This is a genomic window from Lutibacter agarilyticus, assembly GCF_900188235.1.
Lineage (GTDB): Bacteria > Bacteroidota > Bacteroidia > Flavobacteriales > Flavobacteriaceae > Lutibacter > Lutibacter agarilyticus.
This window is the reverse complement of sequence record NZ_FZNT01000007.1, coordinates 110,759-124,981: the sequence shown is the minus strand read 5'-3', so window position 1 is coordinate 124,981 and position 14,223 is coordinate 110,759. Positions and strand designations below refer to the sequence as shown.

General features: G+C 30.0%; 7 protein-coding genes. 3 read left to right on the top strand and 4 right to left on the bottom strand.

Going from position 1 to position 14,223, the window contains the following annotated elements; all coding sequences use genetic code 11:
* Positions 1-985 (bottom strand): immunoglobulin-like domain-containing protein (locus CHB67_RS17230; RefSeq protein WP_176461270.1); only part of this gene is annotated, 985 nt, incomplete at its 3' end.
* A 1,166-nt stretch (positions 986-2,151) separates the two neighbouring features.
* Here CHB67_RS17230 and CHB67_RS12335 point away from each other — a divergent pair.
* Positions 2,152-2,460: a hypothetical protein gene (locus CHB67_RS12335; RefSeq protein WP_089382095.1), complete on the top strand. Its 309-nt coding sequence runs from the start codon at positions 2,152-2,154 to the stop codon at positions 2,458-2,460.
* Between the two features lie 195 nt (positions 2,461-2,655).
* On the opposite strand, the gene CHB67_RS12330 is transcribed toward CHB67_RS12335, so the two are convergent.
* Together CHB67_RS12330 and CHB67_RS12325 are read right to left on the bottom strand one after the other, a co-directional pair.
* Positions 2,656-3,081: a hypothetical protein gene (locus tag CHB67_RS12330; protein WP_089382094.1), complete on the bottom strand. Its 426-nt coding sequence runs from the start codon at positions 3,079-3,081 to the stop codon at positions 2,656-2,658.
* 152 nt (positions 3,082-3,233) lie between these two features.
* Positions 3,234-5,204, bottom strand: a complete 1,971-nt coding sequence (locus CHB67_RS12325; protein ID WP_089382093.1) for a caspase family protein — start codon at positions 5,202-5,204, stop codon at positions 3,234-3,236.
* A gap of 503 nt (positions 5,205-5,707) precedes the next feature.
* Between CHB67_RS12325 and CHB67_RS12320 the strand changes: the two genes are divergently transcribed.
* Complete coding sequence (locus tag CHB67_RS12320; RefSeq protein WP_089382092.1) at positions 5,708-8,737, top strand: tetratricopeptide repeat protein; 3,030 nt, start codon at positions 5,708-5,710, stop codon at positions 8,735-8,737.
* A 5-nt stretch (positions 8,738-8,742) separates the two neighbouring features.
* Positions 8,743-10,410, top strand: a complete 1,668-nt coding sequence (locus CHB67_RS12315; protein WP_089382091.1) for a DUF6531 domain-containing protein — start codon at positions 8,743-8,745, stop codon at positions 10,408-10,410.
* Positions 10,411-10,519: 109 nt separating this feature from the next.
* On the opposite strand, the gene CHB67_RS12310 is transcribed toward CHB67_RS12315, so the two are convergent.
* Positions 10,520-14,215, bottom strand: coding sequence for a WD40 domain-containing protein (locus CHB67_RS12310; RefSeq protein ID WP_217900269.1), 3,696 nt, complete (start codon positions 14,213-14,215; stop codon positions 10,520-10,522).
* Positions 14,216-14,223: the final 8 nt, after the last annotated feature.

Genomic DNA, 14,223 nt, shown 5'->3' with positions numbered 1-14,223 from the left:
CTCTTGTAACTTCTGTTGCGGCATTTGTAGCTGTATCGGTAACATTATATGTTACGGTATAAACACCTGGTGTACTCATATCAACTGTATCGCCACCAATAGTCACTGATAAACCTGTTTCACAATCTGAAACGGTTGCACCCAATTCTGTATAGGTACCACAAGATTCTAATGTCATTGTTGCAGCACCTGTTAAAGTAATCACTGGATCTTCATCATCCACTACAGTTATCACATGTGAAACATCAATAAAATTGCCACAAGCATCTGTAACACTATAAATTCTAGTTAAAATGTATGGACTTGCTATTGAACCTGCACCACTATTATTAGATTCTGATAAAAATGCAACAGTAACACTACCACAAGTATCTGCTTCATCGGTTATTACCAGAGGGTCTACAGCTGGTATTTCGCTAATACATTGAACGTTTGTTGTAACATTAGAAGCTGTTGGTGCTTGAGTGTCTACTACTGTAATTGTTTGTTCATGATAAATATCTTCACCTCCACCACAATCCTCAATAACATACCAGGTTCTTATAATTTCAACATTACAAGGATTTGTATAGTCTGGAGAGTTATCATCATAATATATTATTAATGAACAATTATTAGCATCAGTATCTGCAGTTGCTTCACCTAATATTGTATTAACATCCGGATCTAAACTTTCACCACACTCAATAGTTTTATTTGGAGGCCAAGTAATATTAATTATATCCAAAACTATATCTAATCCTTCTCCGGTTTTGTAAGCATCACTATTAAAAAAATATACTGAATTGTTTTTTATTTCTTTTTCTAAACTAAATAATTCAACAGGAATTTCATAAAAAGGTTGAAATTCTTTAGTATAAGCCTCAACATAATTAACATAACTATTAGGTTGCTTCGTTTTTGTAACAGCTGCCTCAACCGTCCAAAAATTAACCATATAGCTTGCCAATAGCAACCAGATTATTAAATAGTAATTTTTTTTCATACTCATTTTTTTATATGAAACTTATAAAAACCAAATAGCATTATCTTTTAACAAAAGAGGTAGAAAAACAAAGGAAAATAAATAAGATGACTACCTTAAGCGTTTTTAAAAGATACTAAAAACTAAATATTTCTTTAAAAAAAAATAATATTTGGTAAAAACATTTTCATAATTTGTGGGGTTTAGATTCCAAATATAAATATATTTTTTGAAATATAACTATTTTTTTGCTGATTATCAGCCGTTTAATTTAAAATAGAATTAGCTGAAAAACCATTTATTTATAAATATTGACTATTCAACTTAAAACTAAATCAATCAATTACTTAAACAGTGCAATCCCAATATTAAATTATAACACTCTAAAAATTCAATAATAAAAACATTGACTATTGAATAAGAAAATGAAACAGTCAACTTATTTCAACGTAAAATGGTTTACTAAATTTATAAAAATCTTAAAAATACACTTCGGCTAGAAAAATTCTCTTTATCTAAAAATTAAATATATTATTGATTTCAGAAAAAAATTCATTAAAATTATGCATAAAAAAAGCTTCACATTTCTGTGAAGCTTGCTTATAGGCTTCAATTTATCCAAGTTAAACCCTATTTTCAAATATAGTCATAAATTGGTTTAAAATGAATCCATAGTTATGAATTAGTATTGCCAATTTTTCTGTTACTTCTCCAAACACCAGATACAAAGCCTATAGAAAAATTAATGTAAATTTACCCGAACTTACGATTTAGAAACTAACAAAGTTCAAATTCTTTTTGGCCTTCTAAACGGCTAAAAAAAATAGTTTGAACGGTACAAATTATCAAAAAAAAGGTCAACCTATATCAGTATAATACATCTGGTTTTATTCCAAAATTGATTCTTTAAAAAATTATGAAATTATTTCTAAAAGTATCAAGTACTTCTATTCATCTAGAATTATGAATTACTCTGAAACTAAGAGCACGAATTGTATATTAGGTATATTCATAAAAAAAGAGAAATGGCAATATCCATTATTAATGACAAGACATAATTTGCTAAGAAAGGTAAAATCTTATAAATTAAACTCTCATATATTAAATGTTGTTCCCTAGCGTTTCTTAAGAAACGCTAGGGAACAACAATAAATTAAAAATGTATATTTGTTAAAAAAAGATAAAAAATGAATAATAAGCTAAAAAAAATAATGGGTATTGTAGGGTTTGTAGCTTTATTTTCTGGTGTGGTTTATTTAAAAACTAAAAGAAAAATTAATAGTTGGGAAAAACCACAAAAGGAAAATGCTGAATTTCGAAAACAGGTAATAGAAAACCAAAAAAAGCAAGAACAACAAGCTTACGAAATTATACAACAACGAGAACAACAGAAAAGAGATTCCGTGCAACAATTGAAAAAAGCCGAAATGGAAGCTCAATTGAAAAAAACAGAAGAACTAATTAAAGCATTAAATAAAGAAATTGAGGATGAATAAATGTATTAGTTTACCTATTTAAACTATTAACACTATAATGCCCTTATTTCAGATATTCAGTTGGCTTAAATTAACGCTAACAATTCTATTTATTCATATATAACCTTAAACAAAACCTAAGAAAAAATCCAGAAGATATTTATAATATCATCTGGATTTAATGTCAATTATTTATAATACGTTTACTCCTAAAATTTAACGTGAGTTCTCTTTTCTAAGTTCATAGTTGAAATAACTATCACAATCACCTTTTGCACTCCATTCATATGATCCTCCAGCTGTTATACAATAAACAGTAGTATAACCTGAATAAACTGTTACAGCTCCTTCGTCCCATGGACTAACCCATCCTTTAAAATCACCATCAACATATACTTTAATATCATACCCTGTATAATTATCAAAGTTAATTGTGCAAACAGATCCACGAGTTGCAGGAGGTTTTGGAGCCTCAACATCAGGGGCATCACACACAAAGTCCGTTTTAATGTTTGGATTTTCTCCTCTAGTTTTTGCTACTTCCGTTCCACTAATTTTAACCACTTTAGTTTCTTTTTCCTGAGCAAAAGAATTAAAAGATACCATTAAAAATAAAACAGTAATCAATAGTAATTTTTTCATTTTTTAATAAATTTTTAAAGTTAATATGTCCAAATATATAAAAAAAATTAATAAAACCTGTTTTTTGTTAAATTTTTTACTATAATTTCACGTAAGACTATAATTTATGTAAATTATACATTATCAAGTAAAAAAAATGAATAATTATAATATTACTTAATAATTTCATAAACGAATTCTGTTGTGTAGCCATCTACACCATTGGAAGTATTATTTCCTTCAGAACCTCTTGATTTAGTGTAACTCTGTTTAATAAAATCTTCCAATGGATTAAAACCAGCTCTTACACCTCCTTCTCCTCTTGTCTCAACCGTTGGTTGAAAATTCACGGGTGCTGAAGTAGCAAAACCTTTTAATAATAAGCGTTCATAAGGAGGTCCAAAACTATACACACAATCTTTAAAAACCATAGTTTTTCCTGGCTCAAGTTTACGTTCATTATTATTTAATGTACAATTGTTGTTCGGCATAAAAGGATTTATTTCACCTTTAGAATTGATTTCGATAATACTAAAGTAAACAGGTCTATCGCTTTTATTTGTTACTTGTAAAACAACATAACTATCATTCGTATTCACTTCAAATATTCCACTACTGCTATAAAATGAATCTTCAGATTTAAATACCTCAACTTTATTTGTATTTTGATTAAACTCTACCGGTAAAAGTTTAAATTCAAATTCATAATCATGATTTTTTAAACTTAAACCTTTAAGGTATTGTCCATGAGCATAATTAAATAATTTTTCATTTATTAAATCAAGTTTTTGGGTCCCTCTAGAGCTTGGAACACCATCTATTGGGACAATTCCTTTTGACGAATTCAAAACATATGTTGATTTTTCTTTTGTAATAATAACATCACTCTTTAGTGAATCCAAAACTATTTCTCCAAGTTGGTTTTCTGTTAAATAAGCAGTTACCCCATCATTAATTGACTTATCTGTAACCGTTTTATCATCTATAAAAACTTTTAATGCATAATCATCATCCCCATAAGAAGGTTTATCAACAAATACCCAATATTTTTTATAATTAGTATCTGCTAAAGCGTTATCTAATTTAATAGTAGCAGAATTAAAGTTAGCATTGGTGATAGTACCTGTAGATATCGCATTAGAAGCATCTACTTTAGAAGTACCTGCTGCCGCTATAAATACAGTTGTATTATTAAACAGACCGTTTAGCTTCCCTGCATTTACTTGAATAATATCTGGTTTAGTAATTTGATTTATTTCAAAATAGAGTTGCTGAGCAACATATTCTCCTTTAAATAATTTATAATCTATATCCCCTTCAATTGTTGGTGTTTGCCTTGGAGTAATCACAAGCATATTAGCGTTAATTTTAGAAAATAGTTGTCTGTAAGTGAAATCTGTTCCTAAATCAGTCATTGCTTTAGAAAAGGCATAACTAAGAGAACCAAAACCTTCATACTCATAGTTTAATTCATCTGCAGAAGCTCCAGTAATCATTATAAATGGAGCAGGATCCTTATCTAATTTAGTCTTTTCAAACATGGCGCTTCCTTCAGCTTTTTCACTTGATTTTGATACCCAATCAAGAGGTGCAAATGTAGGCTGACCTCCTCTTGCTTTTCCACCTCTCGTTGCAGAACCTGAATGACAGCTATCTAATATCACTAATAACTGACCTTTTTTTCCCAATTTATTTCTAAAACCTGTAATAATGTTTCCTATCTCATCGTCCCTCAAATGATTTTGTCCCTTATAGATGTCAGAATAACGAGCAAAAGCATCATATGGCACAATAGACTCATCCTTACCGTCAATTTCATCTCCATTATCATCAAAAATTTGCTGTCCATGCCCTGAATAATGAATTACTATGATATCACCCTTTCCCGATTTGGATTGCAATGTTTCTAATGCTGTCAATATTCCTTGTTTGGTAGCATTTGCATCTAATAAAACAACAATATCTTCTTCTAAAAAACCATTATTTAAAAGACTATTTTTAATTAAAGGAACATCATTAACGGAACTTATAGCACCCCATTTAGATTCTTTAGGGTAGTCACCAACAGCTATAATTAGCGCTCTTTTTTTTGCTTGAATTTGTAAACTAAAAAGAATAAATAGCAGTAAAATAATTTTTTTCATAATGTTAAATGTTTTTTTTATAAATTAGCAATTAATGCAACTAAAAGTAGAAATATCAACGAATATATCAAATTATCATTGATTTATTATCTTTTTTTATATTTTGCTGATAGTTATAATATAAATTGCGTAGGAAAACTATCAATATTTATTCCGATCATTTGTTATAATTTAAAGGAGAAAATCGAAAAAATAGCTATTTAAAAACTTGAGGTTTAATACTAATTTAAACAAATACCCAAACACTTAGTATCAAAAAATTTTGCTACTTAAACACCCGTAAATTTTCAACCCATGGTTCATTTAAGAGATAAAAATGCTTATCCTGCTGCTAGGCTATTAAAATTTTTACAGCAAATAGTTATAAATAAACAAGTCATGACTCTGGAGAAAATCTAGTTTCAAAATTGATGGACAGCGTACAAAATTTATCCCTAAAATAAGACAAGATAATTAATAGGTAGAAAAGATTGCCATAACTTTTTTAAGTGAATCAATAAATTATGAATCATGTTTTAAAATATATTTTAATTTCGGTGTTAATGCCATTTATGGTATTTGCTCAAGGCATCAATCGCGGTGCTGATGCTAAAAGCATAAAAGAAACTTCAAAAGGTGTAAAACGTGCTTTGGTTGTTGGGATTTCTAACTATCAAGCAGCGTCATTAAAATTAAATTATGCCGATAATGATGCAACTATCTTTAAAGATTATTTAAGAGATGTTGAGAATATTCCAGAAGAACGACTTGTGTATTTAATAGCTGATGAATCGGCTCCAACATCTACAGAACATGAGCCAACATCAAGTAATATTTTAAATGAACTTACTCGATTAATGGATGAAACGCAAGAAGGAGACACCGTTTATTTTTATTTTGCTGGTCATGGAGATGTTGTTGTTAATTACGAAAATAGAGATGTTGGGTTTTTACTAGCATCTGACGCTAATGAAAACCGAAATTATTTTGGCACCTCAGGCGTGATAGCATTAAAACATCTTGACAGTGTGATTTCTGTTGTAACTAATAAAGGAGCTAAATTTGTTTTAACCTTAGACGCTTGTCATTCTGGATTTTTATATAAAGAAGGTACACAAAAAAACTTAGAAACATTTAACAATAATTTTCAACATTCAACAAAGTTTTTTAGTTGTAAACCCACAGAATATTCTTTAGAGAGTAAAGATATTGGACATGGTTATTTCACCTACTATTTGGTTTTAGGATTGTTAGGAGCCGCAGATAATTTAGTTCAAGATAATAACTTGCAATATTATGAATTAAGTGCTTTTCTCGCTGATAATGTTTATAACGAAACCGATAAAAAACAATCACCCATTGTTTGGACTCAATATTTTAACGAAGTTTTTACTCCAGTTAACACAACTTATAAGGAAGCAGCATTAAATACATTAAAATCATCTAGTGGAATTAAAGATGTTTTTTCAGCAAGAGGATTTGAACAAACAATTTATGAGAAAGAATCAAAAATCCCTATAGTAAAACAGTTTAATACCGCTTTAAAATCAGAGAATTATTTTGGTACAAATTTAAGCGCCTATGAATTATACAATAAAGCAGTTTCAGAACAAATAGTTAAAATATCTGTAACAAACAGAATGCGCAATAGCCTTGTAAATGCACTATCAACAAATGCTCAAATTCTAATAAATCTTTATATTGGAAATGCTGAAATATTACCAAACAGCGAAGAGTTTATAACCAAAGCAACGTATTTAGAAGTATGCTTAGAATTATTGGATAAAGACGCATTTAATTACGATCGATTGTATATGAGTAAACTGTTTCTAGAGGCTTACTCAATTATTAGAGCGCGTCAATATTCAAAATATCCAGAGGCTAAAGAAAAATTGGTCGAAGCCTTAAAAATTGAAAATAGAGCGGCTTATATTCACAATGCGCTTGGAATAGTTCTAAATCACGAAAATAATTATAAAGAAGCCGATTTTCACTATAAAAAGGCCATAGCGTTAATTCCATCATGGTCATTTCCTGTTAATAATTTGGGTGTAAATTATTATGAACAATATCAATATAAAGAGGCAAAGAAATATTACTATGAAGCGCTAAAACTTAAAGGCTCGTATGGTAATGTACTTAATAATTTAGGGGCTATAAGTCAAAACCAAGGTAAGTATCTAGAAGCAGAATACTATTTTCATCGTGTCAAAGAGATTGAAGGGGACTATTCTGTAACTACAATGAGAAATTTAGGTTCGTTATACGAAAACAAGGGTAATATTAAAAAAGCTATAGAATGGTACCAAAGAGCTTTTGAAAAAGATTCTACAGATGTTTATATCTTGTATGATTACAGTGAGATATTAAACGATTACAATTTAGATTCTAAAAAGCCTGAAGAGTTCCTTAAAAAAGCAATAGCGTTAGAACCTTTCTTTTCTCGTGGATATGCAGAATATGCAGATTTTCTTAGACGTTATCCTAAAGATGAAAACAGTTTAAAAGAAGCAGACAGCTTGTATAATTTTGCAATAAGTAACGACCCTTTTTATACATGGTCTTACGCTGGACGTGGTTGGTTATATGACAAACTAGACGATAAAGACAAAGCATTGCAGTCTTTTGAAGAAGGTATCAAAATTAACAGTAACAAAGCAAAACCATATCATAATTTGGCAACCTATTATAGAAGTGGTTTGAGCAATGATATAAAAGCTGAAGAGTATTACTTCAAAGCTATTAAAAAGGATTCTTTTTATATGCCTTCATATAAGAGCTTAATAAGCCTCTATAATTCAAATGATGAAGAACAGAAATCTTTGGAATTAATAAATAATGTTCTTTCCTGGAATAATGAAGCTCCTGATATATATAACTTATTAGGGAATACTTATTTTGAATTAGGAGATTTTAAAGCAGCATCAAAAGCCTATGAGCAATCTATTGCTATTGATTCTACATATGCCAAAGGATACTCAAATTTGGCTTATGGGTTATTACAAAATGAACATTATAAAAAAGCCGCAGAAACCTATAAGAAAGCTTATCATTATAATCCTTACAAAAACAATTTAGAATCCTTTTCAAAATTAATGCTTGCAAAAGCCAGAAAAAAGAATAGAAACCAAGAGTATGAAACTGCTGAGCTAATATTGAAATCCGCTAAAGACTTAGTTACCACCAATGAAACTATATTTGCACTTGGAGAATATTATTATCTCAAAAATCAAACTTTAGCCGCACAAGAATTAATAAATGAACTTGTACAACTTGAATTATCAAAAACGTGGCAAATAAAAACACTAGATTTAGCAATTAAAATTGAGATTGATCTTTCTAATAAAACACAGGCAATTGCGTATTTAAGTATACTTAAAGAAATAAATCCATCTCCAAATTTAGTGTTAGATGCTTTGGTGCTAGAAATCGATGGAAAAAACAGAGAAGCCAAAGAACTGATAAAAAAGGTAAATCCATTATTACTTGATGAAAAGTTTTTGAGTAAAAAATTCAGTAGTCAATCTATCCAACTAATAAATACTTTAAAATAATAAAAATGAAAAAACTTAAATTTTTTTTAGTCTTAATACTAATTCAATCAACGGTGCTATTTGCTGGAGTTAATTTAAAAAACGGTAATTTTTATGTTTCATATACAGACCTTCAACAAACAACACAATATTCTGCATATCAAGATTTAAGCCGTACATACAACTCTAAAGCCACAAAAATTGGTTTATTTGGTTATGGTTGGGGTTCAAAATTAGAGACTAAACTTACTGCTTATCCCGATGGCTCTGTTGTTATAACTGAATACGGAGCAGGTGGTCAAACCTATTACAAATCAATATTAATGACAAATGATCTGTTGGAGATGATGATTGATGAATTAATAGAGTTATCTCTAGAAGAAAACACCATAAGTAATTCCCCTAACGCCATCATAAAAGAGCGAGATAAACTTGTGAAAAATGTTGATTACAGAAGAAAACAATGGGGTAAATTTGTTGAAAAGGGACTTATAGAAGGCATTATGGATTTTCCAGATGGTATGGAATGGGAATCTTATCAGCATGGAAATCAACAACTGGTAAAAATAGCACAAGGTTATGTAAGAACAACTGGCAATAAAATAGAAACATTTGATTTGGCAGGTAATTTAGTGAAATATGATAAAGGAAACGGTGTATGGAGTATCGTGGAATACATTAATAACCATATATCTAAAATAATAAATGCCGATGGCTCAGAATTACAGTTTACTACAAATGATGATGGTTTTATAACTGAAATAAAATCATCCTTAGACGTAGCCAAATTTAAATATGATGGAAAAGATTTAATTTACTCTTTAGATGCGGCAGGAAATCAATATGCTTTTAAATATGATGAGCGTCATAATCTCACAAAAATAGTTTATAATCCCGTTAGATTAAAGGGAATGGCTGAAGACGCTATGCATATGGTTTATGAACCTAAATCGAGTTGGATATCAAAAATCACGGATAGAGATGGTGACATAACAGAATACACGTATGGCGTTTTCTATAAAGAAGATGGCTCTAAAGACAATGAACATTACTCCACAAAAGTTACTAGAATAGATGAATACGGCGATAAAAACACAAATAGTTATGAGTATTTTATTGGTATAAAAGAAAACAGTGAGCGTTATACTAAAAAAATCATAACAACTATTCGTGGCATTGTTACTGAAACTACTTATGATGAATTATGTAGTAGTCCCATTGAAATTATTAGGAGCAATAGAAAAACTACATTTAAGTATAACAATAGGTGTTTATTAATAGAAAAGTTTAGCGCATCAGATTCTATTTATATGAAGTATCATCCAACACTTGAAAAATTAAACTATGTAAAGAATTATAATGGCGAGTATATCTTTGAATATAATGATAATGGAAATCTAACTTTTGCTCAAAAAAATGAAGAAACTTGGGTTAAATTAATATATAACAACGAAGGTAAAATAACCGAGATGCAACAAGAAGACAAAGTACTTGTATTTAAATACAATAACATAGGTAAACCTATTAAAATTGAAATTAAAGACGTTGGCGCTATAAATGTAACCTATGATGAATATGGTGAAATAGAAAACGTTTCAAGTGACGATGGTCATAAAACAGCTCTTATAGTAACTCAAGCCTTTCAAAACCTATTAGCGTTGGTAAAACCAGCAGGTGTAAATTTAAACATGTAGCATCTAAATTATTTGCCTAAATTAATTTTAACTTGAAGCTATATTTCAGGGTAACTTTTCTATTTACACACTTGACAGGACATTACCATTTATGAAGACTTGTTTAAGTCTAATCATCTATTATTTTAATTATTTCATTTATCAACTCTTCTTTGGTTGAGGCATTTAAATTAAAAGACCTCAATTCTTGACCACATCTAAGTTTTAAAGAGATAGCAATTTTATCTTCACTAATAGTATAACCGCCACTTATTTTACAGGCATTAGGGAATTTTGCAGAGTCAAAGTAAACCAATGAAGAGCTTCTCCCTTTTGAAGACACAATTGACAATTCCTGATTCAGCATTTCAGACAATCCTAAATTATCTTCAAACTCATCTGCATTAATTAATGTAGATCTAACAAATACGGTCTTTGGACTTGCTAGTGGTATCGCACCCCTATCCTCGAGTCCTAACATTCCAATATCAAATGAACCTCCTCGGGGTACAAGTAATTGTGGTTCTTGTACTCCTCCAATACCTTCAGCTAACTTTGGAACAGTTTCCCTAGCATAGTTCATTATTGTAAAAATATCAACATATTTATCTTCTTTTAAAGCAGCACCTTTTATTGCTTGTAAAATTGAGTACGTAAGTAAACCTTGACCATACATGCTTGCTTCATAACTAACGGCATCAGCAGTACAACCTGAAATTATATACATCCCTGTACGGTCTTTCATTCTGTCAATAGCTTTTATTTGAGATGGTTCAATATCACGCTCTGAAATTAGATTATCAACTGCTTTTCCTGAACCACAAGCATCTATGATCATAACTTGTTTTAAAGCTGGAATATCTTTTAACCAATCTACCCATTCCGAAGTAGAAATTGTATTATTTTCTCGTATTACTGGATCATTAAATACTTCATTACTCGTTGCTGTCGCATCTGATGTGAGAAAATAAAAATCTCCCTGGTCTCCACCCCAAGTTATGCCATGACCACTTAAATAAACGGTGATAATGTCTTCTGCATTAGCCTTAGCGCTTATTTCTTGAAATACGCTTTTAATGTTTGCTTTGCTTGGTAATTTATCAGTTTTAGAAGTTATCGTGTAAATATGAGTCCTATCTTTATTAAATAAGTTCTCTGCACCTAATTGCATTGCTTTAGATATGGCTTCAGCATCATTTACAGTGTATTTTAAATTTAGTTGGCTATTGGCATAATCTCCAACACCAATAACAACTCCAAAAAACTGAGGTTGCTTTAGAACTTCTTTTGTTATTAATGTCTTTGATTTAGAACCTCTTCCTTGTACAAAACCATCTTCTGAAGATGCTTTTACTGTAATTTCATTTTCACCATCTAATAGATAAGGATGGTCTTTTATAGACACAATAAATGTTTGCTCATTTAAGGTATAATCCATATCAGGTGGTCTTACATCATTAATAGCCTCTTTACCATTAATAAATAATGTTACCCTACCATAACCTCCATCACGTTTTATCAAATGAATTGTGACACTTTCATTTGTAATCATTAAAATTTCTACTTTCGGTTGAAGCTTTAGTTCACTCATATTTCGAACATCTGGCAGCTTCTCACCTTTCATCACTTTATCCCACAACCCAGGTAACCAATAGCGATCTTTTAATTGTGAAAACTCAATAACTTCTAATCCTTTTGTCCAATACATTAATTCCATGGCTTCTGGTGATGCATCGAATAATCCTGATGGATGTAAATGAACCCATTTTTTTGGGTCATTTTCAAAAATAAAATGTCTTATAAACTGTTTACCTGAATCAAAGTCAAACACAATAAAACTCCCATCTAATGAGGCGGTTACAATGTATTTATTTGTTGATGAAATATCTGAGGAGGTGACTCTTGAACTATGGCCAGTAAAGGTATTTAAAAGCAATCTAGATTCTACTTCATAAACTTTAGAAGTTTTGTCTTCAGAAGAGGTAACAGCATATTTACTATCTTGACTAAAACTTGTTGAAAACACCCAAGATGTATGGCCTTTTAGAGAGTGAATAAAATCGCCTGAATTGATATTATATATCTTTGAGTCATTGACATATTGGTCATTCCATGCCAAATAAGTATCATTAGGACTTATTTCAGCAGAGATTAATTGCATTCCCCCGGTATTTAAAACATCAATGGTTGACCCTGTTTTTGCATCAAGTTTTCTTAACGCTAAATCTTCACAAACTGCAAAAATAAATTTGCCTTCTGAGCTAAACTTAGAGGAAGCGATATAGATAGAATCTAAATTGAAAGCTCTCAAGGTAGCTCCTGTTTTAAGTGAATAAATTTTAACGTTTTCTTTATTTATTTTTTCTAAATCGTAATTGTAAAATAATGTTGCTAGCAATTGATCACTTGTTTTGTTAATATCGATAAATTCGATTGAAGCATTGGGGTTTTTAATTGAATTTAATAAATTCCAATTTTTAGCGTCAAAAACATTTATTGTTCCATTTTTTGCAGCTGTTACAAAATAATTTCCATCTAAACTATATTTTAAATCTAAAAGCGCGTCTTCACTTTGAGTGATGTATTTTAGCGTTTTTCCTGAATTTAAATCAACTATTAAACTCTTTCCATTTGTATTTGCTGTTGCTATTTGATTACTATTTGGACTAATTTTTATTGAATTTATTGGATGAGATCGGCTCTCAAATAATTTTATTAACAGTCCAGAATTTACATCATAAAGTTTAGATTTATCATCAGTTGCAAAAACAATAAGTTTACCATTATCACTAAAGCGAACATTGTTTAACATTCCTATAAAATCATTAAATGAATGGATTAATTCACCGGTTTTAACATCATAAAGTTTACAAGAAGCAGGCTCAGCTGACGTGGTTAAAAAAAAATTTCCATCTGGACTATACTGAACTGAATCATTAGGTGAAAAATAAAATGTGTTCATCAAAATTCCAGAGATTGTATTATATAATTTTACCTCACCATCACTAGACCCCAACAGAATATATTCATCATTTGTACTGAATTGTACAGAATTAATAGACTTTAATTGGTCATTAAATGAATGGATTAATTTGCCAAACTTAATATTATAAACATTAACATCATTATTTTCATAGCCCACCACAACTAAATCGCCATTATTACTAAAATTTAAAGAAGTAACCCATCCTTTTTCATTTGTCCAAGAGAATAGTGCTTTTTCAGATTCGAGATTAAACACATCGACTGTTCCGTATTTACTAACTACAATAGTGTTTTTTAGAGGACTGAATTTGACAAATGCTTTTCGCTCAGATGATTCTGTGGACAAACTTCGTATCCAATCCCCAGAAGAAAAATCATATAAACTTACTTTACCATACTCTACTGAAGTTACTACATAATTACCATCATGACTAAAAATTGCTGAGTAGGAATTAAAATCTCCCAATTCAAACATGAATGTGCCTGTTTCAACATCAAATACTTTAGGAGTGCCTTCTTTTGATGTTGCAATTATATATTTTTCATTTGGACTAAATTGAATAGAGGAAACACCCCCACTCTTAGAAACGTCCATTGTGTGTAATAGTTTACCAGAAGTTGTTTCAAATAATTTAGCTGTACCGTCCCAAGATGCGGATAAAATGTATTTTCCTTTTTTACTAAATTGAGCATCGATAACGGGTCTGTCATGTCCTAATGGCAACCCTAATTTTACTTCTTGACAAAATGAAACAAATGAACTCCAAAAAATTAGAATAGCTAAATAAATATGTTTTTGTAGTACTTTCATTTTTACTTCACGATAATTAATTTTTCTCAAAAAACAAT

What these genes read in the sequence shown, in the direction of transcription:
- CHB67_RS12335 (WP_089382095.1), top strand. Translation starts at nt 2,152, where the DNA reads ATGAATAATAAGCTAAAAAAAATAATGGGTATTGTAGGGTTTGTAGCT.
- CHB67_RS12330 (WP_089382094.1), bottom strand. Translation starts at nt 3,081, where the DNA reads ATGAAAAAATTACTATTGATTACTGTTTTATTTTTAATGGTATCTTTT.
- CHB67_RS12325 (WP_089382093.1), bottom strand. Translation starts at nt 5,204, where the DNA reads ATGAAAAAAATTATTTTACTGCTATTTATTCTTTTTAGTTTACAAATT.
- CHB67_RS12320 (WP_089382092.1), top strand. Translation starts at nt 5,708, where the DNA reads ATGAATCATGTTTTAAAATATATTTTAATTTCGGTGTTAATGCCATTT.
- CHB67_RS12315 (WP_089382091.1), top strand. Translation starts at nt 8,743, where the DNA reads ATGAAAAAACTTAAATTTTTTTTAGTCTTAATACTAATTCAATCAACG.